At 71.0% G+C, this 20873-nt stretch carries 24 protein-coding genes; 12 read left to right on the top strand and 12 right to left on the bottom strand.

Translation table 11 applies throughout. The features are described 5' to 3' along the window. Positions 1 to 7: 7 nt before the first annotated feature. The gene (locus RUMESO_RS24920) at positions 8 to 256 is read right to left on the bottom strand and encodes a type 1 glutamine amidotransferase family protein (RefSeq protein WP_156362688.1); all 249 of its coding nucleotides are present in this window, start codon (positions 254 to 256) and stop codon (positions 8 to 10) included. Between RUMESO_RS24920 and RUMESO_RS04560 the strand changes: the two genes are divergently transcribed. Beyond that, positions 255 to 932, top strand: coding sequence for a helix-turn-helix domain-containing protein (locus RUMESO_RS04560; RefSeq protein WP_037278412.1), 678 nt, complete (start codon positions 255 to 257; stop codon positions 930 to 932). The genes RUMESO_RS24920 and RUMESO_RS04560 overlap by 2 nt on opposite strands. Here RUMESO_RS04560 and RUMESO_RS04555 read toward each other — a convergent pair. The 6 genes from RUMESO_RS04555 to RUMESO_RS04535 form a co-directional block, all read right to left on the bottom strand. Then, positions 910 to 1179, bottom strand: a complete 270-nt coding sequence (locus tag RUMESO_RS04555) for a hypothetical protein (protein ID WP_037278408.1) — start codon at positions 1177 to 1179, stop codon at positions 910 to 912. The genes RUMESO_RS04560 and RUMESO_RS04555 overlap by 23 nt on opposite strands. Beyond that, on the bottom strand, positions 1176 to 1850 hold the full coding sequence (locus RUMESO_RS04550) for a hypothetical protein (RefSeq protein ID WP_051521024.1): 675 nt from the start codon (positions 1848 to 1850) through the stop codon (positions 1176 to 1178). Before RUMESO_RS04550 ends, RUMESO_RS04555 begins: the two co-directional genes overlap by 4 nt. 50 nt (positions 1851 to 1900) lie before the next feature. Next, positions 1901 to 2941 (bottom strand): APC family permease, encoded by a 1041-nt coding sequence (locus RUMESO_RS04545; protein ID WP_245639147.1) that lies wholly within the window; start codon positions 2939 to 2941, stop codon positions 1901 to 1903. 375 nt (positions 2942 to 3316) lie between these two features. After that, positions 3317 to 3484: a hypothetical protein gene (locus tag RUMESO_RS25650; protein WP_037278407.1), complete on the bottom strand. Its 168-nt coding sequence runs from the start codon at positions 3482 to 3484 to the stop codon at positions 3317 to 3319. A gap of 4 nt (positions 3485 to 3488) precedes the next feature. After that, positions 3489 to 3869 carry a hypothetical protein gene (locus RUMESO_RS04540; protein ID WP_037278405.1) on the bottom strand — a complete coding sequence of 127 codons (381 nt, stop codon included), beginning with the start codon at positions 3867 to 3869 and terminating at the stop codon, positions 3489 to 3491. A gap of 2 nt (positions 3870 to 3871) precedes the next feature. Then, positions 3872 to 4129, bottom strand: coding sequence for a hypothetical protein (locus tag RUMESO_RS04535; protein ID WP_082483363.1), 258 nt, complete (start codon positions 4127 to 4129; stop codon positions 3872 to 3874). 253 nt (positions 4130 to 4382) lie between these two features. Here RUMESO_RS04535 and RUMESO_RS04530 point away from each other — a divergent pair, with 253 nt between their 5' ends. The 5 genes from RUMESO_RS04530 to RUMESO_RS04510 all read left to right on the top strand — a co-directional run bounded on the left by RUMESO_RS04530 (position 4383) and on the right by RUMESO_RS04510 (position 9999). Continuing rightward, positions 4383 to 5279, top strand: coding sequence for a class II glutamine amidotransferase (locus tag RUMESO_RS04530; protein ID WP_037278400.1), 897 nt, complete (start codon positions 4383 to 4385; stop codon positions 5277 to 5279). A 55-nt stretch (positions 5280 to 5334) separates the two neighbouring features. Further along, complete coding sequence (locus RUMESO_RS04525; protein WP_051521023.1) at positions 5335 to 6066, top strand: GltB/FmdC/FwdC-like GXGXG domain-containing protein; 732 nt, start codon at positions 5335 to 5337, stop codon at positions 6064 to 6066. 10 nt (positions 6067 to 6076) lie between these two features. Continuing rightward, on the top strand, positions 6077 to 7408 hold the full coding sequence (locus RUMESO_RS04520) for an FMN-binding glutamate synthase family protein (protein WP_037278399.1): 1332 nt from the start codon (positions 6077 to 6079) through the stop codon (positions 7406 to 7408). Between the two features lie 92 nt (positions 7409 to 7500). Then, complete coding sequence (glnT, locus tag RUMESO_RS04515; RefSeq protein ID WP_281177535.1) at positions 7501 to 8850, top strand: type III glutamate--ammonia ligase; 1350 nt, start codon at positions 7501 to 7503, stop codon at positions 8848 to 8850. A 126-nt stretch (positions 8851 to 8976) separates the two neighbouring features. Further along, complete coding sequence (locus RUMESO_RS04510) at positions 8977 to 9999, top strand: TIGR03885 family FMN-dependent LLM class oxidoreductase (protein WP_051521022.1); 1023 nt, start codon at positions 8977 to 8979, stop codon at positions 9997 to 9999. Here the strand turns inward: RUMESO_RS04510 and RUMESO_RS04505 are convergent. From RUMESO_RS04505 to RUMESO_RS04490, 4 genes are read right to left on the bottom strand one after another with little or no spacing between them, the layout of a single operon-like run. Then, on the bottom strand, positions 9939 to 10223 hold the full coding sequence (locus RUMESO_RS04505) for a hypothetical protein (RefSeq protein ID WP_037278398.1): 285 nt from the start codon (positions 10221 to 10223) through the stop codon (positions 9939 to 9941). The genes RUMESO_RS04510 and RUMESO_RS04505 overlap by 61 nt on opposite strands. Beyond that, positions 10213 to 11262 (bottom strand): hypothetical protein, encoded by a 1050-nt coding sequence (locus RUMESO_RS04500; RefSeq protein WP_037278397.1) that lies wholly within the window; start codon positions 11260 to 11262, stop codon positions 10213 to 10215. The genes RUMESO_RS04505 and RUMESO_RS04500 overlap by 11 nt, the downstream gene beginning before the upstream one ends. Next, positions 11259 to 11699 carry a DUF4383 domain-containing protein gene (locus RUMESO_RS04495; protein ID WP_037278396.1) on the bottom strand — a complete coding sequence of 147 codons (441 nt, stop codon included), beginning with the start codon at positions 11697 to 11699 and terminating at the stop codon, positions 11259 to 11261. The genes RUMESO_RS04500 and RUMESO_RS04495 overlap by 4 nt, the downstream gene beginning before the upstream one ends. 1 nt (position 11700) lies before the next feature. Beyond that, entirely contained in the window at positions 11701 to 13176 is a 1476-nt protein-coding gene (locus RUMESO_RS04490; protein ID WP_156362686.1) for an FAD-binding oxidoreductase, read from the bottom strand. A 237-nt stretch (positions 13177 to 13413) separates the two neighbouring features. Between RUMESO_RS04490 and RUMESO_RS04485 the strand changes: the two genes are divergently transcribed. From RUMESO_RS04485 to phoB, 6 genes are all read left to right on the top strand, one after another. Then, positions 13414 to 14451, top strand: coding sequence for a substrate-binding domain-containing protein (locus RUMESO_RS04485; RefSeq protein ID WP_037278394.1), 1038 nt, complete (start codon positions 13414 to 13416; stop codon positions 14449 to 14451). Positions 14452 to 14514: 63 nt separating this feature from the next. Continuing rightward, entirely contained in the window at positions 14515 to 15939 is a 1425-nt protein-coding gene (pstC, locus tag RUMESO_RS04480) for a phosphate ABC transporter permease subunit PstC (protein ID WP_037278393.1), read from the top strand. Beyond that, positions 15936 to 17300: a phosphate ABC transporter permease PstA gene (gene pstA / locus RUMESO_RS04475; RefSeq protein WP_051521020.1), complete on the top strand. Its 1365-nt coding sequence runs from the start codon at positions 15936 to 15938 to the stop codon at positions 17298 to 17300. Before pstC ends, pstA begins: the two co-directional genes overlap by 4 nt. 13 nt (positions 17301 to 17313) lie before the next feature. Then, the gene (gene pstB, locus RUMESO_RS04470) at positions 17314 to 18111 is read left to right on the top strand and encodes a phosphate ABC transporter ATP-binding protein PstB (protein ID WP_051521019.1); all 798 of its coding nucleotides are present in this window, start codon (positions 17314 to 17316) and stop codon (positions 18109 to 18111) included. 10 nt (positions 18112 to 18121) lie between these two features. Then, entirely contained in the window at positions 18122 to 18844 is a 723-nt protein-coding gene (gene phoU, locus RUMESO_RS04465; protein WP_037278392.1) for a phosphate signaling complex protein PhoU, read from the top strand. Positions 18845 to 18858: 14 nt separating this feature from the next. Beyond that, positions 18859 to 19560 carry a phosphate regulon transcriptional regulator PhoB gene (phoB, locus tag RUMESO_RS04460; RefSeq protein WP_037278391.1) on the top strand — a complete coding sequence of 234 codons (702 nt, stop codon included), beginning with the start codon at positions 18859 to 18861 and terminating at the stop codon, positions 19558 to 19560. Between the two features lie 287 nt (positions 19561 to 19847). On the opposite strand, the gene tal is transcribed toward phoB, so the two are convergent. Then, on the bottom strand, positions 19848 to 20813 hold the full coding sequence (tal, locus tag RUMESO_RS04455; protein ID WP_037278504.1) for a transaldolase: 966 nt from the start codon (positions 20811 to 20813) through the stop codon (positions 19848 to 19850). Between the last annotated feature and the right edge of the window lie 60 nt (positions 20814 to 20873).

Genomic DNA, 20873 nt, shown 5'->3' with positions numbered 1-20873 from the left:
CTTCGGGTCAGGGCCCCTCGTAGCACCAGTGCACCGAGGGGCGATGCCGGCCCATGGCCTGCGCGCGCATGAGCGGGAAGACCCCGCCCGAGAAGCCGCCCAGCGTCACGCCCTGGCGCGCGAGGAGCCGCAGCGCCGCCTCCGAGCGGCGCGGGTCGGCGAAGCGAGCTGACGGGCCGCTGGCCTTGACACCTCGGCCGGAGTGGCGACATGTTTCATGCGAAGAAACATACGGCCGGAGAGCGCCGAGCGCCATGCCCCAGGACCACGAGCCCGAGCCCGAGGACGCCGCCCCGGCCCCCGCGCGCCAGAAGCCGGGGCTGACCCAGGACCCCCACCGCGTCCGCGAACTCGCGGAGCGCAACCTCGAGACCGCCATCGGCCGCGAGGTGCGCACCTTCCGCCGCAGCCAGGGCATGACCGTGGCCGACCTCGCCCAGGCCACCGGCCTTTCCATCGGCATGCTCTCCAAGATCGAGAACGGCCTCACCTCGCCCTCGCTCACCACCCTGCAGATCCTGAGCCACGCGCTCTCCGCCCCCCTCACCGCCTTCTTCCGCCGCTACGAGGAGCGCCGCGAGGTCCAGCACGTGCGCGCCGGCGAGCACCTCGAGATCGAGCGCCGCGGCACCCGGGCCGGCCACCAGTACCACCTGCTGGGCCACATCGGCTCCAACACCTCCGGCGTCGTCGTCGAGCCCTACCTCATCACCCTCACCGGGCAGTCCGACACCTTCCCCACCTTCCAGCACGACGGCATCGAGCTCCTCTACATGCTCGAGGGCGAGGTCACCTACCGCCACGGCGACCAGCTCTTCCACCTGAAACCCGGCGACAGCCTCCTCTTCGACGCCGACGCCCGCCACGGCCCCGAAGAGCTCAACCAACTCCCCGCCCGATACCTCTCCGTCATCTCCTACCCGCAGAGTTGAGGAGCTCGGTGCGGATGCGGGCGTGCTTGTAGGCGTCGAGCACGGCGAGGGCGTGCACGAAGAGGCCGCCCGAGAGCTTGCCGACCCAGGAGACGCCCGGGTCCGCCGTGACCAGCGTGAAGGCGCCGAGGAGGAGCGTGAAGAACGCGAAGATCAGGCCGCGCGTCGGCTGGCGGTTCAGCACCTGCCCCATGCCGGGCAGGACGAGCGCGACGGCGAGGACCAGGGGCGGAGGCAGGGGCTTCATGCGCGGCGCCGTTCCGGCTGGAGGCCCGCGCGCAGGTCGAGGAGGGCGTCGAGGAGCGGCGCCAGGGTGTCGGGCGGCAGCGGCTCCAGCCCCATCTCAGCGTCCCGGAAGATCAGGTAGCGGCCGCGATTCGCCTCCTCGGCGAGCCAGGTGATTCGCAGGCCCTTGGGCGAGAGGACGACCTCCTTGAGGCGGTCCTCGCCCAGGCGTGCGACGATCTCGGCCAGGACGGGCGGGGGCGTGCCGCCCGAATCCGTGCGGATCTGGCTGTCCTCCGGCAGGCCGGGCTGCGGGGGCAGGATGTGGGGCAGGCGATCGAAGGCGGAGAAGGTCTCGGTCCCCCGGGGGCGCAGCATCAGGTGCCAGGTCGCGGGCAGCGGCAGGGGCTCGGTCAGCGTGACGAGCAGCCAGAGGGCGGGGAGCTTGCGGGTCGTCAGGGTGTCGGGCACCACGCGGAGGTCGAAGCGGGCGCCCCCCGAGGCGCCGGCGAGGCGCGGGAAGCCGTCGGGCTCCACCCGCTTGCGGGTGTCGGAGAGGAGAGTGGCGCAGGCGTCGAGGAACCCCGCGCGGGCCGCCCGCCGCGCGGCCGAGGCGCGCGACAGCCGGCGGGCCTGCCAGCCGAGGATGCCTAGGCCCAGCGCGGCGACGAGGAGGAGGGCGATGTCGTCCACGGGTGGTCCCCTTCAGGCGGAGAGGGCCCCCGGAGGGGCCCCCTTCGGGTTCAGTAGCCGCGCGGCTTGGGCCAGGGCATCGTGAACTGGTCGGAGCGCTTGACGAACTTGTAGCGCCGGAAGTGGAACCAGAGCGAGGCCACGATGTAGAAGCTCACCATGGCGATGAGCTGCGTCCCGTAGCCCAGGAACACCGCGAAGTAGGTGATCGCGCAGAGCGTGATGAGCACGATGGCCGGGATCGGGTGGAAGGGGTGCACGTAGCCCCGCTTGATCGTGTCCAGCGGCCACTTGCGCCGGAACAGGGTCATGTTGATGGGCATGAAGGTGTAGCCCAGAAGGCCCGACAGGATCGAGAAGGTGATGACCTGGTCGAGCGGCGCCCCCAGCGCGAAGATGAGCGCGATGGGAACGAGGAAGACGATCGAGCGGTAGGGCGTCCGGTAGACCGGGTGCACCGCCCCGAACCACTGCGGCAGGTAGTGGTCGCGGCCCATCGAGAACCAGGCCCGCGAGGCGTCGTTGATGCAACCGTTGGCCGAGGCCAGCGTCGCGAAGAGCGTCCCGATCCCGAGGAACACCATCAGCGCCGTCGAGCCCGTCATCCGCGCCGCGTCGAAGAGCGGCACGCCCGACTGGCCGAGGTACTCCCAGGGCATGAGGCCCACGCAGACGTACCACGTCAGCGTCGCCGCGATTATGAGCGTCATGATGCCCGTCAGCGTGCCGAAGGGCAGCGAGCGGGCCGGCGAGCGCACCTCCTCGGCCGCCTGCGTTGTGCCCTCGATGCCGAGGTAGTACCAGAGCCCGAAATGCATCGCCGCCAGGATGCCGAGCCAGCCGTAGGGCAGCGGCGCGGCCAGCGTCCCATGAGCGAGGGGCGAGGCGTCGCTCCAGGGACGGGTGCCGAGGAACAGGGTGATGACGGCCACGAAGGCCACCGCCGTGATCACGAGGCTGAAGTTCAGCGTCGCCAGCACGCCGCGGTAGTTCAGCCAGGCGAGGAACATGATCGCCAGCACGATGAAGGCCCGCACGTCCAGCCCCGTGTGCCCGGTCATCCCGGCGACGGTCTCGACGAGGAAGCCCACGGTGATGGCGTTCCCCGGCCTCGAGCATCGTGTAGGCGAAGACGAGGTAGAGCCCCACGTTGAAGGCCATGAGCGGCCCGATGATGTGCTTGGCCTGCGTGTACTGGCCTCCGGCGGCGGCGACCGTGGAGGTCACCTCCGAGTCGATCATGGCCACGCAGGTGTAGAGGATCCCCGCGAACCAGCAGGCGATGAGCGCCGCATAGGCGCCGCCCTTCGCCACGCCGAAGTTCCAGCCCATGTACTCGCCCACGAGCACGATGCCGACGCCCAGCGCCCAGACATGGGCGGGGCCGAGGACGCGCGCGAGGCCCACCTTGGTCGCGTGCACCATCCCATCGGCGACGGGGGAGGTGATGTCCGTCATCTGCTGCGTCACAGCCGGTGCTCCTCGGTCATCGCCTCGAGCTCGCCCTCGCGCGAGGACATCAGGACGTCCTCGGAGTAGGTCGAGTCGGTGCGGATCCAGTCCGTCACGATCAGCACGGCGAAGAGCGCCGAGAGCGCCCAGGCCGCGTATTCCAGCAAGGTCCAGAAATCCACGGTCTCACTCCCTTCCGAACTTCTCGGCGATGACCTCGCGATATTCCTTCTCGCTCAGCCGCAGCATCATCGCGAAGTAGCCGACCAGGACCACGACCATGACGACGAGGCTGACCACGCTGAAGGAGTAGTCGAAGCGCGAGGTGATGACGTCCTGGGCCGAGGCCGGATCGGCGTAGCCCAGCAGATTCCAGCGCTCGACCATGGTGGCGTTCTGGCCGAGGCTCTCCCAGGTCGGGTTGTCCTGGGGATGGGGCGCGGCCGCGCTGCCGGCGAGGCCCATGTAGAGCGGGAGGTAGAGCGCGGCGACCGTCAGCACGAGGAGCACGATCACGTCGAGGATCTGCCCGAGCTTCGACTGCTTGGGTGGTTGGTAGCGGGCCATCCTCACCTCCTCCCGTTCCGGAGTTCGTCGAGGAACTTGAGGTCCAGGCCGTACATGAAGTCCCGGTCCTCGCGGTAATGGGCCAGCATCGCCATGATGGCGGCGGTGTTGAAGGCCAGGACCACGATGCCCCCGACCATGAGAAGCGTCCGGGCCGGACCCGAGGGCGCGATGTCCCAGACCGCCCAGAACACGAACAAGATCGCAAACCACAAGCCGATGACGAAGGCCCATGCGATGCCGACGTCCCGTCGGTGCATGGTGTCGATTCTCGGATCCGATGCCGGCATCCCATCCTCCTCCTTGTTGATGAGCCGAGGTTCTCCCGGTCAACTTTTTTGCCTGAGAAGAAACCCGGCCCAACCCCACGTCAAGGAAATCCTCTGCCGCGCTGCGGCATCACGTCACGGTGATCTTCATCTTCCTCTTGCCCCCTGGTTAAAAAAGTTTCACAGTGGTTGAGACTGGGGGGCCGGGGCTGGGACCGGCGGGCTGGAGAGGAGGTCCGGGGAGATGTGCGGGATCGTGGGGCTGTTCCTGAAGGATGCGCGTCTGGAGCCGCATCTGGGGGAGATGCTGGCGGACATGCTGATCACCATGACGGACCGGGGGCCGGACAGCGCCGGGATCGCGATCTACGGGCGGGGGCAGGCGGGGCGGGGCAAGCTGACGGTGCAGTCGGCGGATCCGGAGGCGGACTTCGCGGGTCTCGATCGCGACCTCAGGGCCGAGGTCGGCGGCCATGTGGGGCTGGAGGTCAAGGACACGCATGCGGTGATCGAGGTGGAGGCGGACCGTCTGGCGGCGGCGCGCGAGGCGGTGCGGGCCTTGCGCCCGGGGCTCAAGGTGATGAGCGCGGGCGAGGGGATCGAGATCTACAAGGAGGTGGGTCTGCCCCGTGACGTGGCGGCGCGCTTCGAGATCGCGCGGATGGCGGGGACGCACGGCATCGGCCACACGCGGATGGCGACCGAGTCGGCGGTGACGACGGCGGGGGCGCACCCGTTCTCGACGGGCGCCGACCAGTGCCTGGTGCACAACGGGAGCCTGTCGAACCACAACGCGGTGCGGCGCGGGCTGAGGCGCGCGGGGATGCGCTTCGAGACCGAGAACGACACCGAGGTGGCGGCGGCCTATCTGAGCCACCGGATGGAGGAGGGCGCGGGGCTCGGGGAGGCGATGGAGGGCACGCTCCGGGACCTCGACGGCTTCTTCACCTTCGTGGTGGGGACGAGGAACGGCTTCGGGGTGGTGCGCGACCCCATCGCCTGCAAGCCCGCGGTGATGGCCGAGACCGACCAGTACGTGGCCTTCGGCTCGGAGTACCGGGCCATGGTGGGGCTGCCGGGGATCGAGGCGGCCCGCGTCTGGGAGCCCGAGCCCGCCACCGTCTACTTCTGGGAACGCTGAACCTCCCGACGGGCCTCCTCGGAGAGGGCCCGCGGCTCGCCAACAGGGAACGCCGATGCTGCACGCCACCGCCAACCGCCTCGACGCCGAGAGCGTCCAGACCTTCGACCTGGCCGCCCGGGGGCTGAGGGCCCTCAACGAGACGCTGCACGCGCTCAAGGGCCAGCCCACCAACCAGACGGTCTGGGAGATCGTCAACACCAAGGGGGCGCACGCCATCGCCGTGGGGCTCGACGCGCCCCTCGACGTCACCGTGCGCGGCACCACCGGCTACTACTGCGGGGGCATGAACAAGCAGGCCACGATCCGCATCGACGGCTCGGCCGGGCCGGGGGTGGCCGAGAACATGATGTCGGGGACCGTCATCGTCGAGGGCGACGCCAGCCAGTACGCCGGCGCCACGGGCCGCGGCGGGCTTTTGGTCATCAAGGGCAACGCCTCCTCGCGCTGCGGCATCTCGATGAAGGGCATCGACATCGTGGTGCACGGGAGCATCGGCCACATGTCGGCCTTCATGGCGCAGTCCGGCAACCTGGTGGTGCTGGGCGACGCCGGCGACTCCCTGGGCGACTCGCTCTACGAGGCGCGGCTGTTCGTGCGCGGCTCGGTGAAGTCCCTGGGCGCCGACTGCGTCGAGAAGGAGATGCGGCCCGAGCACCACGCGCTCCTCGAGGACCTGCTGCGGCGCGGCCTCGCCGAGGGCAAGGCCGACCCCTCGCAGTTCCGCCGCTACGGCTCGGCCCGGCGGCTCTACACCTTCCACGTCGACAACGCGTCGTCCTACTGAGGTCTGATCCATGACCGAGTTCCTGCGCACGCCCCCCAAGCAGTCCGCGACCTTCTCGAACGACCAGAACGCCGAGATCCGGCGCGCGGCCGCCACCGGCATCTACGACATCCGCGGCGGCGGCTCGAAGCGGAAGCTGCCGCACTTCGACGACCTCCTGTTCCTCGGCGCCTCGATCTCGCGCTACCCGCTCGAGGGCTACCGCGAGAAGTGCGCGACCGACGTCTGGCTGGGCACCCGGCACGCCAAGCAGCCGATCCACCTCGACATCCCGGTCACCATCGCCGGCATGAGCTTCGGCTCGCTCTCGGGCCCGGCCAAGGAGGCGCTGGGGCGGGGCGCGAGCGAGGCGGGGACCTCGACCACGACGGGCGACGGCGGCATGACCGAGGAGGAGCGCGGGCACTCGCGGACGCTGGTGTACCAGGTGCTGCCCTCGCGCTACGGCATGAACCCCGACGACCTGCGCCGCGCCGACGCCATCGAGGTGGTGGTGGGGCAGGGCGCCAAGCCCGGCGGCGGCGGCATGCTGCTCGGCCAGAAGATCTCCGACCGGGTGGCGGAGATGCGCAACCTCCCCAAGGGCATCGACCAGCGCTCGGCCTGCCGGCACCCGGACTGGACCGGGCCCGACGACCTCGAGATCAAGATCCTGGAGATCCGCGAGATCACCGACTGGCAGAAGCCGATCTACGTCAAGGTGGGCGGCGCGCGGCCCTACTACGACACCGCGCTCGCCGTGAAGGCCGGCGCCGACGTCGTCGTGGTGGACGGCATGCAGGGCGGCACCGCGGCCACGCAGGACGTGTTCATCGAGCACGTGGGCCAGCCGACGCTGGCCTGCATCCCGCAGGCGGTGAAGGCGCTGCAGGACCTCGGGCTGCACCGCGAGGTGCAGCTCATCGTCTCGGGCGGCATCCGCTCGGGGGCGGACGTGGCCAAGGCGCTGGCCTTGGGCGCCGACGCGGTGGCGATCGGCACGGCGGCGCTGGTCGCGCTGGGCGACAACGACCCCTCGCTCGAGGCCGAGTACCGCCGCCTCGGCACCACGGCGGGCGCCTACGACGACTGGCACGAGGGCCGCGACCCGGCGGGCATCACCACGCAGGACCCCGAGCTCTTCGGCCGCTTCGACCCGGTCCTGGGCGGGCGGCGCCTGAAGAACTACCTGCGCGTGATGACGCTGGAGGCGCAGACCATCGCCCGCGCCTGCGGCAAGTCGCACCTGCACAACCTCGAGCCCGAGGACCTCTGCGCGCTCACCATCGAGGCCGCCGCCATGGCCGGGGTGCCGCTCGCGGGCACGAGCTGGATCCCCGGGCGCGGGGCGGCGCCGTATTGACGCCCGCGGGGCCGTCCCGCATCGACCCAACCTTCAGGGGGAGCCCCGGCCGAACCGGGGCCCCCGGCCAAGCACACAGGGAGTCAGCCACCGTGTTCCAGGATCTGCACAAGGGGCCGTGGGAGGCCGAGGAGGCCGTCATCGACCTCGCCGAGTTCGCCCGCGCCCACGGCGTCAAGTACTTCATGATCTCCTACACCGACCTGTTCGGGGGCCAGCGCGCCAAGCTGGTCCCGGCGCAGGCCATCGCCGACATGGCGGTCGAGGGGGCGGGCTTCGCCGGCTTCGCCACCTGGCTCGACCTCACCCCGGCGCACGCCGACCTGATGGCGATCCCCGACCCGTCCTCGGTGATCCAGCTCCCCTGGAAGCCCGAGGTGGCCTGGGTCGCCGCCACCGCCACCATGGAGGGCGAGCTGGTGGAGCAGGCGCCCCGCAACGTCCTGCGCCGGCTCATCGACGAGGCCGCCCGCGAGGGGCTGCGGGTCAAGACCGGGGTGGAGCCCGAGTTCTTCCTGCTCACCGCCGACGGCCAGCAGATCTCCGACCCCTTTGATACCGCGGTGAAGCCCTGCTACGACCAGAACGCGGTGATGCGGCGCTACGACGTCATCGCCGAGGTCTGCGACTACATGCTCCAGCTGGGCTGGGAGGCCTACCAGAACGACCACGAGGACGCGGTGGGCCAGTTCGAGATGAACTGGAAGTACGACGACGTCCTCAAGACCGCCGACAAGCACAGCTTCTTCAAGTTCATGATGCGCAGCATCGCCGAGAAGCACGGCCTGCGCGCCACCTTCATGCCCAAGCCCTTCCCCGGCCTCACCGGCTCGGGCTGCCACGCCCACATCTCGGTCTGGGACCTCGACGGCAAGCGCAACGCCTTCGCCGACCCCGCCCGCGAGCTCGGCCTCTCCGAGCCGGGCCGGCACTTCCTGGGCGGCATCATGACCCACGCCTCGGCCTTGGCCGCGATCACCAACCCCACGGTGAACAGCTACAAGCGCATCAACGCGCCCCGCACCACCTCGGGCGCCACCTGGGCCCCCAACTCGGTGACCTGGACCGGCAACAACCGCACCCACATGGTGCGCGTCCCCGGCCCGGGCCGCTTCGAGCTCCGCCTCCCCGACGGCGCCGCCAACCCCTACCTCATGCAGGCCGTCATCCTCGCCGCCGGCCTCGACGGCGTGCGCACCAAGGCCGACCCGGGCCCGCGCCACGACATCGACATGTACAAGGACGGCCACACCGTCCAGGGGGCGCCCAAGCTCCCCCTCAACCTCCTCGACGCCCTGCGCGCCTACGACCAGGACCCCACCCTCAAGGCCATGATGGGCGAGGCCTTCTCCTCCGCCTACCTCAAGCTCAAGACCGACGAGTGGAACCGCTACTGCTCCCACTTCACCCAATGGGAACGCGACAATACCCTCGACGTGTGAGGGGGGCCTCGGGACCTTCGGAGGCGGCCAGACCCCCGGGTCTGGCCGTTGCCGTTCGTGGGCTCCGGCGCGGCCAAGGAACCTCCGCTATGTAGGCCGGTTTCTCCGCTCCACAGGAGGACCGCCATGCCCCGCTTCGGCTACCACGCCTCGCACGAGCAGTTCCCGCCCTCCGAGCTCCTGGGCCTCGTCCGGATCGCGGAGGAGGCGGGGTTCGACGCGGCGAAGTGCTCGGACCATTTCCGCCCCTGGGGGCCGTCGCAGGGGCAGTCGGGCTTCGCCTGGTCCTGGCTGGGCGCGGCGCTGGCACGGACGAGCTTCCCCGTGGGCTCGATCACCGCGCCGGGCTACCGCTACCATCCCGCCGTCGCGGCCCAGGCGGCGGCGACGCTGGCCGAGATGTTCCCCGGCCGCTTCTGGCTGGCGCTAGGGAGCGGACAGCGGCTCAACGAGGACATCACGGGCCTGCCCTGGCCCGAGAAATCGGAGCGGAACGCGCGCCTGGAGGAGTGCGCCGGGATCATCCGGGCGCTGCTGAACGGCGACGCGGTGTCCCACCATGGTCGCGTGACGGTGGTCGACGCGAAGCTCTACTCCCGCCCCGCGACACCGCCCCCGATCCTCGGCGCCGCCGTGACCGAGGAGACAGCCGGGTTCGTGGGCGGCTGGGCCGACGGGCTCCTGACCACGAGCGGCGAGCCCGGGCAGGTCCGCAAGGTGGTCGAGGCCTTCCGGCGCGGGGGAGGCGAGGGCAAGAAGCTCGTGATGCAAGTGGGCCTGAGCTGGGCCGAGAGCGAGGACGCGGCGCTCCGGGGCGCACATGAGCAGTGGCGCTACAACGTGCTCGGCGGCGAGGTGAACTGGGAGCTCCGGAGCCCGGAGCAGTTCGATACGGCCACGAAGCACGTCCGGCCCGAGGACATGGCGGAGTCGCTCCTCGTCTCGTCGAGCCTCGACCGGCACGTCGAATGGATCGGCCGCTATCGCGAGCTGGGGTTCGAGGAATTCTACCTGCACAATGTCGGGCGCAACCAGGAGGACTTCATCGAGGCCTTTGGTGGGAAGGTCCTGCCGCAGCTTCGCGACGTTCAGAGCCGGAGGCAGGAGGCGAGCCCCGCCGGCAGCACCAGCGGCGCGCCGGCGGCATAGAGCTCGGCCACGAGGCCCGGGCCACCCGTGGCCGTGAGGCCCAGGATGTTGCGGGAAGTGACGCTGACCTCCGGTGGCAGCGCGCGCAGGAACCCTTCGGGCGGGAGCACCACGAGGGCGGCCGGCGCGGGGCCGCCGAGCCGCATCGTCAGCGCGAGGACGGCGATCCAGCCGAGGAGCAGCAGCGGCACGCCGATCAGCAGGTGGCGGGCCCTAATAGTCATGGATGTGCTCGACGATGGGGCCGTCGTCGCGAAGGACCTGGGCGAGATCGGTGACCTCGACGAGCCGCAGGAGGCGGACGCCGGGACTCCCCTGTCGGGGCAGGGCGGCGATCACTGTCGGACCGTCCGGGGGCGGCGAGGCGGCGATGGAGGTGACGAGGATGTCGTCGTTGCCGGCGATCTCCACGAAGTCGGCGCCTTGGGTGGCAAGGGTCCGGGCGACCTCGGTGAAGGCGGCGTAGCGCGGGGTCTCGATCTCGATGCCCTCGGGGCGCTCGCCGATGACGGTCACGCCCTCGATTCGGCCGAGGTCCTCCGGCGAGAGGCCTGCGACGATGCTGCGCATGGTGAGCTCGTCGTTTCCGGTCGCGGCCACGGCGGCGGCGATGGCTTGGGCATAGGCTGCCTTGGCGCGGTATTCGAGCCCGAGCGCCAGGTCCCGCTCGCGGTCGCGGAAGGCCGCCGTCGCGGCGTCGTCCAGCTCCGTGGCCGACCTGAGGAAGTCCCAGCGGTACCAGGGCACCTGCTGGAGGAACGCGGCGTAGTCCGCGGCCTGCCGAGCGGACAGGCCGTCCAGCGGGGTCCGCCCCTCGCCGCGAACCCAGGTGGCGATACGGCCCAGGGTCTCCTCGTAGCCTGCCTTCAGGAGGAGCTCGGCCGTGAAGCTCACGCCGATCACGTCCACCATGGTCCGGTAGTCGCGGTCGGCCCCGCCGTGGGCGGCGGTGGCGCGGCTCAGCGCGCAATAGGAGGACCAGAATCCGCCGATGGCGGAGAGGTATCCGAAGTCCTGCGGGTCGCCGGTGCGGATGACCTCGGCGTAGTCCTCGTAGGCGTGGACGATGTGCCATTCGGGGTAGGTGAGCAGCGTGGCCGACTCGGGCCGCCGGTGCTCGGGCGGCAGGATCGGTTCGTAGCCGTCGGCGACGGGCGTGCCACGGCAGGCGAGCTCGACATAGGCCACGGGGGAGAGCAGGGCGATCGCGACGAGGAGGAGGGCGAGGAGGAGCCGGCCCGCCCAGCGCAGGAGGGTGCTCACCGTAGCGCCTCGCGTCGGCCGCGCCGGAGGCCGGTGGCCAGGGCGATGCCGCCCAGGGCGATGTGGGGCAGGTTGGCGAGGATGCGGAAGGTCAGCGGCAGGTCCTGGATGCCGGTGTTCAGGATGCCGAGGTCGAGGTAGCCCGACCCGAGCGTCAGCCCCATGAGCCCGTCGAGGAGGTAGGCCGCCCCGAAGAGGAGGAGGAACAGCCGCGCTGCGCGCGCCGAGATCAGCGCCGCCGCCAGCGCCCAGAGCGCCGAGGCGAGGTGCAACGCGTCGTCGTAGACGTCGAGCGCGAAGATGCCGAAGACCGCGCCGTCCGGGCGCGGGATACCAGGGACGTAGTTGAGCGCGGCGACCCCCGCGAGGACGAGGAAGTAGCCCAGCGCCATCGCTCGATGGAGACCGAAGCGTCTGCTGGTGGGAAGGGGCTGCATCTCAGGCCTCCGCCAGGTAGTTGTCCCAGAACCCGTTCCGCAGCCGCAGCCCCGGGTCCGCCCGGCGCTTGAGCGCCACGAACTCCTCCCAGCGGGGGTAGGCGCGGCGGAACTGCTCGCGGGTCGCATGAGGCCGATAGGGCAGGTAGTAGGTCCCGCCGATGGCCGTCACGGCGTCGATCATCTCGCGCGTGATCCGCGCCATGTCGGCCTCGGCCCGCGCGGTCATCTCCTGGCTGAAGAGCAGCACCGAGGCGATGCGCGGCCCGTCGGGCGCGTAGGCGAGGAGCGAGTCGGGGTCCTGCTCGACCCAGCGGAGGGTGATGTTGAGGAGCTCCTGATAGCTCGCCGGGATGATCTGCCGCGCCGCCGTCAGGAAGTCGCCGTAGCGGTCGGGCGCCACGAAGTACTCGTGCAGGATGTCGGTGCGCGAGGGGTCGCGGTCGTCGAGCGTCGCCACCGGCTCGTTGAGGAGCGAGTTGCGCGTGGCGGTCCCGGCGAGGCGCGGCCCCAGCTCCGTCTCGATCCACCAGCGCCGCCGCTTGACCCAGTCCGAGCCGACCTGCGCGCGGAAGATCGGCCGCGAGGCGCGGCTCACGAGGCCCGACCCCTCGGCGGCCGGGAGCTCGCCCTCGACGGGGGCATAGGTCACGAGGAGCGCGTCCTCGAAGAACCTTTCCCGGTCCACGCTGAGCCGTCCGTAAGCCATCGGCACCGCGCGCGCCGCCTCGGCGAAGGCGGCCGCGAAGTCGGCGGCCGGCAACTCGCGGAAGCGGGGCTCGAGGAGCAGGTTCGGCTCGACCTCCACCTCCATCTCGGTGACGAGGCCGATCAGCCCGTAGCCTCCCATCGCGGCGGCGAAGAGGTCCGGGTTCTCCCTGCGCGAGGCGGTCACCAGGCTGCCATCGGCGAGGACCAGGCGGAGGCTCCGCACCGTGGACCCCATGGGTCCGAAGGCGGTGGGCCAGCCATGGGCGTTCACCGAGAAGGTCGCCGCGACGCCGAAGTCGTTGTTGGACTGCATGACCTTGGGCGAGAGCCCAAGCGGGTCGAGCGCCGCGATCACCTCGCGCCAGCGCGCGCCCGCATGGACGCGCATCGCGCGGGTCTCGCGGTCGGGCTCGATCCAGCCGGACTCGTAGGTGATGGCGTGGCCGCCGCGCGGGATCGCGTGGCCGCCCATCGAATGTCGCGCCGCGCCGACGTTGACGGGGCGCCTCTCTGCCTGGGCCGCCCGCAGCTCGGCCCGGAGCGCGGCGACCAAGGCCTCGCCCGGGTCCTCGCGCAGGGTGACGTGCCGCGCGACGGGGGTCTCGGAGAGGAGCGAGGCGTCGTTGAGCAACCCCTCGCCCTCGCGCGGCACGATCAGGCCTGCGCCCTGCAGCGACGGCGCCGTCAGCGCCCGCGTCCCCACCGCCCCCACGACCCCGCCCGCGCCCAGCAGGAAGGCCCGTCGCGTCCACCCCATGACCGTCATCCCCTCGGATCCTCTCGGCCCGGGGCATAGCATCGCCGGGGCGGGCCGCAGCAGTCGGGTTTTCCGCCAGAGCCCAGGCTGCGGACGCGGCGTCACGGCGACGAGGGTCCGCGCTCTGGCCGAGGACTGTCATCAAACTATTACACAACCGTCACAGAAGCATTGCCGACCGCCCTTAGCGGGGGCACCGAGGGCCGGCGGCGCGTCGGCCCACAGGACCAACCCAGGAGCTTCTCCATGTTTCATGTGAAACATCCGGCCACCGCCCTCGCGCTGATGATCGCCGCCACGCCGGCGCTTGCGCGGGACAACATCCAGGTCGCCGGGTCCTCGACGGTGCTGCCCTACGCCACCATCGTGGCCGAGGCCTTCGGCGACAACTTCGACTTCCCGACCCCGGTGGTCGAGGGCGGCGGCACGGGGGCGGGGATCGCCCGCTTCTGCGGGGGCGTGGGCGAGGACCAGATCGACATCGCCAACGCCTCGCGCCCGATGAAGGCCTCCGAGTTCGAGTCCTGCCAGCGGAACGGCGTGACCGACATCGAGGAGGTCCGCATCGGCTACGACGGCATCGTCTTCGCGAGCCGGAAGGACGGTCCCGCCTTCGCCTTCACGCCCGAGCAGTGGTACGACGCGCTGGCCGCCGAGGTCGTGCAGGATGGCCAGCTCGTCGCCAATCCCTACACCAACTGGTCGCAGATCGACCCCAGCCTGCCCGATCAGGAGATCCTGGCCTTCATCCCGGGCACCAAGCACGGCACCCGCGAGGTCTTCGAGCAGAAGGTGATCGATGCGGGCTGCGAGGCGTCGGGTGCCAAGGAGGCCTTCGCGGCCACCGGCCAGGACGAGGACGCGGTGACCGAGTCCTGCGCGGCTCTCCGCACCGACGGCCTGTCGAACGACATCGACGGCGACTACAACGAGACGCTGGCCCGCCTCGAGGCGAACCCCGATGCCATCGGCGTCTTCGGCCTCGCCTTCTACGAGAACAACACCGACAAGCTGCAGGTCGCGACCATGTCGGGCGTGACCCCCTCGACCGAGACCGTCTCCTCGGGCGAGTACCCGGTCTCGCGCCCGCTCTTCTTCTACGTGAAGAAGGCCCATGTCGGCGTCATCCCCGGCCTGCAGGAGTTCGTCGAGTTCTTCGTCTCCGACGACGTCGCCGGCGAGGGCGGCCCGCTCGCAGAATACGGCCTGGTCTCGGACCCCGAGCTCGCCGCGACGCAGGCGGCCGTCGCCGACGAGGCCGTGATGGCGGCCCCGACCAACTGACCTGACCCTCCCGGGGCCGGCGCGCCACCACGCGCCGGCCCGTCCTCCTTCCGGACCGATCCCATGCCCGCTGGCTGGCTCCTCCTCCTCGTCCTCCTGATCGCCGCGCTGGGCTACGGCCTCGGGCGCCGCCGCGCCCTCGTCTCGGCCGGCGGCAACATCCGCGTCCTGCACTCCCTTCCGGCCGCCTACGGCTGGAACGTGGCCATGGCGGTGCTGATCCCCTCCCTCCTGGTCCTCGCGCTCTGGTCCTTCGCCGCGCCCCGGGTCATCGGCGCCATGGTGGTGCCGCTCCTCGGCGCCGGGGAGGGCGAGGTCTCGCTCCTGATGGGCGACGTGCGCCGGGTCGCCGAAGGCCTCGTCCGCCTGGGCGTGGATGTCTCGACCGTCGCGCCCGAGGGCCTGCGCGAGCGGCTGGGCGAGGTCGGCATCGCGCTGGGGCAGGACGTCTCGCCCGCCACCCTCGCCGCCGCCGCCCGCTACGACGTGCTCGCCGCCCGGTCCGACTGGCTCATGACCGTCCTCGTGCTCGCCATTGCGCTGGGCGCCGCCGCCTGGACGATCCGGCGTACCACCTCGGCCCTGCGCGCCCGCAACGAGGTCGAGCGGGGCGTCCTCGGGCTCCTCGTCGCCGCCGCGCTGGTGGCCATCGCCACCACGGTCGGCATCGTCCTCGCGCTCATCTCCAACACCATCAAGTTCTTCGGGCTCTACCCCGCCACGGACTTCTTCTTCGGCACGACCTGGAGCCCCTCGTTCGGCGGCGGCTCCGAGCTCGGCATCCTGCCGCTGGTCTGGGGCACGCTCTACATCTCGGCCATCTCGCTCCTCGTGGCCGTGCCGCTCGGGCTGCTGTCCGCGATCTACCTCTCCGAATACGCGAGCCCGCGCGTCCGCGCCTGGGCCAAGCCGATGCTCGAGGTCCTCGCGGGGATCCCCTCCATCGTCTACGGCCTCTTCGCGCTCCTGACCGTGGGGCCGGCGCTCCTCGTCGTCTTCGGCGACGGGGGCCTCGGCATCATGCAGGGCGGCACGGCGGTCATCACGGCGGGGCTCGTGATGGGGATCATGCTGATCCCCTTCGTCTCCTCGCTCTCGGACGACATCATCAACGCCGTGCCCCAGGCGATACGGGACGGCTCCCTGGGCCTCGGTGCCACGCCGTCCGAGACCATCAGGCAGGTGGTCATCCCCGCCGCGCTGCCCGGCATCATGGGCGCGATCCTCCTCGCGGCCTCGCGTGCCATCGGCGAGACGATGATCGTGGTCCTGGGGGCCGGGGCGGCGGCGCGGCTCTCGCTCAACCCCTTCGACGCGATGACCACGATCACCGCCAAGATCGTGAGCCAGCTCACCGGCGACTCCGACTTCAACTCGCCCGAAGCGCTCGTCGCCTTCGCGCTGGGCATGACGCTCTTCGTGGTGACGCTGGCGCTCAACGTCCTCGCGCTCTGGATCGTGCGCCGCTACCGGGAGCAGTACGAATGACCGACCTCCCCGCGAACGGGCCCGCCGGGTCCATCCCCGTCCACCGCCCCGCCCGCTCGATCCTCGAGACCGACGCCCGCACGCGCGCCCGCAACCGCGCCGAGGCCCGCTTCCGGGCCTACGGGCTGGGCGCGCTCCTCGCGGGCCTCGCCTTCCTCGCGATCCTCCTCGCCTCGATCCTCTGGAACGGCCTCGGCGCCTTCACGCAGACGCGCCTCGCGTTGCCCGTGGAGCTCACCGAATCCGAGCTCGACCCCGAGGGCACCCGCGACCCCGCCGCCTTGGCCAAGGTGTCGACCTTCGGCTACGAGGACCTCCTCGAGGCGGCGATGGCCCGCCTCGTCGCCGAGGAGGGCATCGCGACCGAGCTCGAGCCCGGCGACCTCGCGGACCTGCTGTCCTCCGGGGCCGCCGCCCAGGTCCGGGACGCGGTGCTCGCGGATCCTTCGCTGATCGGCCGGACGGTCACCTTCGACGTCCTCGCCGCCTCGCGGGTGGACGGCTACGTCAAGGGCCGCGTCACGCGCGAGAGCCTCGCGGACGACAGGAATCTCTCGCCCGCGCATCTCGACGTGGCCGACGCGCTGATCGCCGACGGCGACCTGACGCGGGGGTTCAATCCCGCCTTCGTCCTCGGCGCCGACGCCTCGGAGAAGCGGCCCGAGGCGGCGGGCATCGGCATCGCCATGCTGGGCTCGCTCTACATGATGCTGGTGGTGCTGGGGCTCTCGCTCCCCATCGGGGTCGCCGCCTCGATCTACCTCGAGGAGTTCGCGCCCAAGAACCGCTTCACCGACTTCATCGAGGTCAACATCGCCAACCTCGCGGCCGTGCCGTCCATCGTCTTCGGCATCCTGGGCCTCGTGGCCTTCATCCAGTTCGCGGGCCTGCCGACCTCGGCTCCGCTGGTGGGGGGCCTCGTCCTCACGCTGATGACGCTGCCCACGATCATCATCGTGACGCGCGCGAGCCTCAAGGCCGTGCCCCCCTCGATCCGCGACGCGGCGCTGGGCGTGGGCGCCTCGCGGATGCAGGCGGTGTTCCACCACGTCCTGCCGCTCGCGATCCCGGGGATCATGACCGGCACTATCATCGGCATGGCCCGCGCGCTCGGCGAGACGGCGCCGCTCCTCCTCATCGGCATGGTGGGCTTCGTCGCCTCGAACCCGCCGGACGGGGTGCTGGACGGCTTCGTCTCCCCCAACTCGGCCATGCCCGCCCAGATCTACGAATGGGCCAAGCGCGCCGATCCCGCCTTCTACGAGCGCGCCTGGGGGGGAATCATCGTGCTCCTCGTGTTCCTGCTCCTGATGAACCTCGCGGCCGTGCTGGTGCGCCGCCGCTTCGAACGGCGCTGGTGAAAGGATATATCCCATGAACGACCTGCGACTGTTCGAAAGGGCCCAAGCCGTGGACGAGACCAAGATTTCGGCGAAGGGCGTGAACGTCCACTACGGCGCGGCCCATGCGCTCAAGGACGTGTCGGTGGAGATCGGCGACCGGCGCGTGACGGCCTTCATCGGCCCCTCGGGCTGCGGCAAGTCCACCTTCCTGCGCTGCCTGAACCGGATGAACGACACGATCCCCTCGGCCCGCGTCACGGGCCGGATCGAGCTCGACGGCCAGGACATATACGACCCGCGCGTGGACCCGGTGCAGCTCCGCGCCAAGGTCGGCATGGTGTTCCAGAAGCCGAACCCCTTCCCGAAGTCCATCTACGAGAACGTGGCCTACGGCCCCCGCATCCACGGCCTCGCCCGCTCCCGCGCCGACATGGACGCCATCGTCGAGAAGGCGCTCCGCCGCGCCGCGCTCTGGAACGAGGCCAAGGACCGCCTCAACGCCCCCGGCACCGGCCTCTCGGGGGGCCAGCAGCAGCGGCTCTGCATCGCCCGCGCCGTCGCCACCGAGCCCGAGGTCCTGCTGATGGACGAGCCCTGCTCGGCGCTCGACCCCATCGCCACGGCGCAGGTCGAGGAGCTGATCGACGAGCTGCGGCAGAACTACTCGGTGGTGATCGTCACCCACTCCATGCAGCAGGCCGCGCGGGTGAGCCAGCGCACCGCCTTCTTCCACCTGGGCCACCTCGTCGAATACGGCGAGACCGGCCAGATCTTCACCAACCCCCGGGACCCGCGGACCGAGTCCTACATCTCCGGCCGGATCGGCTGAGGAGCGCCCCATGAACGACCAGCACATCCTGCGCGCCTACGACCGCGACCTCGAGGCGATCCAGGCCCATGTCCTCAAGATGGGTGGCCTCGTGGAGGACGCAATCCTCAAGGGGACCGACGCGCTGACCGCCCGCGACGTCGAGGCGGCCGAGCGGGTGCGCCAGGGCGACAAGGTGATCGACGCCCTGGAGGAGAGCCTCAACGACGAGGTCGCCCGCATCATCGCGCTCCGCGCGCCCATGGCCCGCGACCTCCGCGTGCTGCTGTCGGTGCTGCGCCTCTCGGCCTCGCTGGAGCGGGTGGGCGACTACGCCAAGAACATCGCCAAGCGCGTCACCGTCCTGGCCGAGAGCCCCGGCCTCGGCGGCGCCGACGCGAGCCTCAAGCGCATGGCGCGCGAGGTGCAGGGAATGCTGCGCGACACGCTCGACGCCTTCGTGCGTCGCGACGCCGAGCTGGCGCGGGACGTGCTCACCCGCGACGAGGGCGTGGACCAGATGTACAACGCGCTCTTCCGCGAGATCCTGACCTTCATGCTCGAGGACCCGCGCACCATCACGCCGTCCATGCACCTCCACTTCATCGCCAAGAACCTGGAGCGGATGGGCGACCTCGTGACCAACATGGCCGAGCAGGTGATCTACCTCGTCACCGGCGAGAAGCCCCAGGACGAGAGGCCCAAGGGCGACCGCACCGCCTTCATGGGCAGCCCCGGCGCGAACGGCGCCTGAGCGGCGGGGACGCCATGGCCTCTGCCCGCGCCCCCCTCGCGCCCCATGTGCTGCTGGTGGAGGACGAGCCCGCCCAGCGCGAGATGCTGGCCTACAACCTCGAGGCCGAGGGCTTCCGCGTGACGCAGGCCGCGAGCGGCGACGAGGGGCTCGCGGCCGTGCAGGACGACCCGCCCGACGTGCTGGTGCTCGACTGGATGCTGCCCGGCGTCTCGGGCATCGAGGTCTGCCGCCGCCTGCGCGCCCGGCCCGAGACGCGGGGCCTCCCCGTCATCATGCTCTCGGCCCGCTCCGAGGAGGTGGACCGCGTGCGGGGGCTGGAGATCGGGGCGGACGACTACGTGACCAAGCCCTACGCCGTGGCCGAGCTCCTCGCCCGCGTGCGCGCCCAGCTCCGCCGCGTGCGCGCCTCGGCGGCCGGGCAGGTGCTGGAATGGCAGGACATCCACCTCGACCCCGAGACCCACCGCGTCACGCGCGGCGGCCAGCCCCTGAAGCTCGGCCCCACCGAGTTCCGGCTCCTCGCCACGCTGATGGAGCGCCCCGGCCGCGTCTGGTCGCGCGAGCAGCTCCTCGACCGCGTCTGGGGCCGCGACATCTACGTGGACACCCGCACGGTGGACGTCCATGTCGGTCGCCTCCGCAAGGCGCTCATGGCCGAGGGCGGCGAGGACCCCCTGCGGACGGTGCGCGGCGCGGGGTATTCGCTCGGCTAGGACGGGCCCCCCTCGCAGCGCGGGCCGAGGACGCAGCTTCCCCTACCCCGCCGGGCGGCGACCCAGGGACAGGCTCACCATGGCCCAGAAAGGTTGAGAAACCGTTAACGGGTCGAGAAATCTCGCACCCGGAGCGCTCCCGGATCGGGTCGCGGCGGCGGCGCGATGCCGGAGGGTGCGCTTCAGCGCACCGTGCCGCGCCGGCTGGCTCGGTGGCCTGGTGCGCTGAAGCGCACCCTACGGGCCCGTCCGATCCGGCGCGACCTTCCGCAGCCGGAGACGTCGCCTCACTCCGCCGCCGGCGCCACGGCCCCGCTCGCCAGCCGCTCGCCGATCAGCTTCTCCAGCTTCAGGGCGTCGGCGTGGAAGTTGCGGATGCCCTCGGCGAGCTTCTCGGTCGCCATCGCATCCTCGTTGTGCTCCCAGCGGAACTCCGCCTCGGAGATGGGCTCGGCCTTGCCTTGCGCCTGACCGGGCGTGAGCTGGCGCTTGAGCTCCCCCTGGTCCTCCGAGAGTTTCTGCATCAGGTCCGGCGAGATGGTCAGCCGGTCGCAGCCCGCCAGCGCCTCGATCTGCCCGGTGTTGCGGAAGGAGGCGCCCATCACCACGGTCGGGATGCCGTGCGACTTGTAGTGGTCGTAGATGCGCTTCACGGACTGGACGCCCGGATCGGTCTCGGGCGTGTAGGTCTGGCCCGTGCTCTTGGCGAACCAGTCGGTGATCCGGCCGACGAAGGGCGAGATCAGGAACACGCCCGCATCGGCGCAGGCCTTGGCTTGGGCCATCGAGAACAGCAGCGTCAGGTTGCAGTCGATCCCCTCCTTCTGGAGCCGCTCCGCCGCGCGGATGCCCTCCCAGGTAGAGGCGAGCTTGATGAGGATGCGCTCCCGGCCCACGCCCAGCCTGTCGTAGGCCGCGATCAGGTCCCGCGCCTTGGCGACGGAGGCCTCCTCGTCGAAGGACAGGTTCGAATCGACCTCGGTCGAGACCCGCCCGGGGACGATCTTCGACAGCTCCACGCCCAGGCCCACCGTCAGCGCCTCGGCGATGGTGGCGAGCGGGTTCTCGGCCTGGCGGCCCTGCTCCACGGCGCGGGCGACGTGCTCGCCCATCGCCGGGTTCTGGATGGCCTTGAGCACCAGCGAGGGGTTCGTGGTGCAGTCCTGCGGCTGGAGCCGCCGCACCGCGTCGAGGTCGCCGGTGTCGGCCACCACCACCGTCATCTCGCGGAGCTGCTCGAGCTTGCTGGCCATGGCGTTGTCCTCCCTGCTGTCGACCTCTTCCATCTAGGTCATCCGCGCGCCCGGTGCAAA

The sequence above is a fragment of the Rubellimicrobium mesophilum DSM 19309 genome (genome assembly GCF_000600335.2).
In the GTDB taxonomy this organism is placed as follows: domain Bacteria; phylum Pseudomonadota; class Alphaproteobacteria; order Rhodobacterales; family Rhodobacteraceae; genus Rubellimicrobium; species Rubellimicrobium mesophilum.
The sequence above is the reverse complement of the archived record's forward strand: the minus strand, read 5'-3'. Positions and strand labels throughout refer to the sequence as shown.

Bases quoted from the DNA above. Each gene is read 5' to 3' on its own strand.
- RUMESO_RS04540 (WP_037278405.1), bottom strand. From the start codon at position 3,869: ATGGCCCGCTACCAACCACCCAAGCAGTCGAAGCTCGGGCAGATCCTC.
- tal (WP_037278504.1), bottom strand. From the start codon at position 20,813: ATGGCCAGCAAGCTCGAGCAGCTCCGCGAGATGACGGTGGTGGTGGCC.
- RUMESO_RS04555 (WP_037278408.1), bottom strand. From the start codon at position 1,179: ATGAAGCCCCTGCCTCCGCCCCTGGTCCTCGCCGTCGCGCTCGTCCTG.
- RUMESO_RS04505 (WP_037278398.1), bottom strand. From the start codon at position 10,223: ATGACTATTAGGGCCCGCCACCTGCTGATCGGCGTGCCGCTGCTGCTC.
- pstB (WP_051521019.1), top strand. From the start codon at position 17,314: ATGAACGACCTGCGACTGTTCGAAAGGGCCCAAGCCGTGGACGAGACC.
- RUMESO_RS04485 (WP_037278394.1), top strand. From the start codon at position 13,414: ATGTTTCATGTGAAACATCCGGCCACCGCCCTCGCGCTGATGATCGCC.
- pstA (WP_051521020.1), top strand. From the start codon at position 15,936: ATGACCGACCTCCCCGCGAACGGGCCCGCCGGGTCCATCCCCGTCCAC.
- RUMESO_RS04490 (WP_156362686.1), bottom strand. From the start codon at position 13,176: ATGACGGTCATGGGGTGGACGCGACGGGCCTTCCTGCTGGGCGCGGGC.
- RUMESO_RS24920 (WP_156362688.1), bottom strand. From the start codon at position 256: ATGGCGCTCGGCGCTCTCCGGCCGTATGTTTCTTCGCATGAAACATGT.
- RUMESO_RS04535 (WP_082483363.1), bottom strand. From the start codon at position 4,129: ATGCACCGACGGGACGTCGGCATCGCATGGGCCTTCGTCATCGGCTTG.
- phoU (WP_037278392.1), top strand. From the start codon at position 18,122: ATGAACGACCAGCACATCCTGCGCGCCTACGACCGCGACCTCGAGGCG.
- RUMESO_RS04520 (WP_037278399.1), top strand. From the start codon at position 6,077: ATGACCGAGTTCCTGCGCACGCCCCCCAAGCAGTCCGCGACCTTCTCG.
- RUMESO_RS04510 (WP_051521022.1), top strand. From the start codon at position 8,977: ATGCCCCGCTTCGGCTACCACGCCTCGCACGAGCAGTTCCCGCCCTCC.
- phoB (WP_037278391.1), top strand. From the start codon at position 18,859: ATGGCCTCTGCCCGCGCCCCCCTCGCGCCCCATGTGCTGCTGGTGGAG.
- RUMESO_RS04530 (WP_037278400.1), top strand. From the start codon at position 4,383: ATGTGCGGGATCGTGGGGCTGTTCCTGAAGGATGCGCGTCTGGAGCCG.
- RUMESO_RS04560 (WP_037278412.1), top strand. From the start codon at position 255: ATGCCCCAGGACCACGAGCCCGAGCCCGAGGACGCCGCCCCGGCCCCC.
- pstC (WP_037278393.1), top strand. From the start codon at position 14,515: ATGCCCGCTGGCTGGCTCCTCCTCCTCGTCCTCCTGATCGCCGCGCTG.
- RUMESO_RS04495 (WP_037278396.1), bottom strand. From the start codon at position 11,699: ATGCAGCCCCTTCCCACCAGCAGACGCTTCGGTCTCCATCGAGCGATG.
- RUMESO_RS04525 (WP_051521023.1), top strand. From the start codon at position 5,335: ATGCTGCACGCCACCGCCAACCGCCTCGACGCCGAGAGCGTCCAGACC.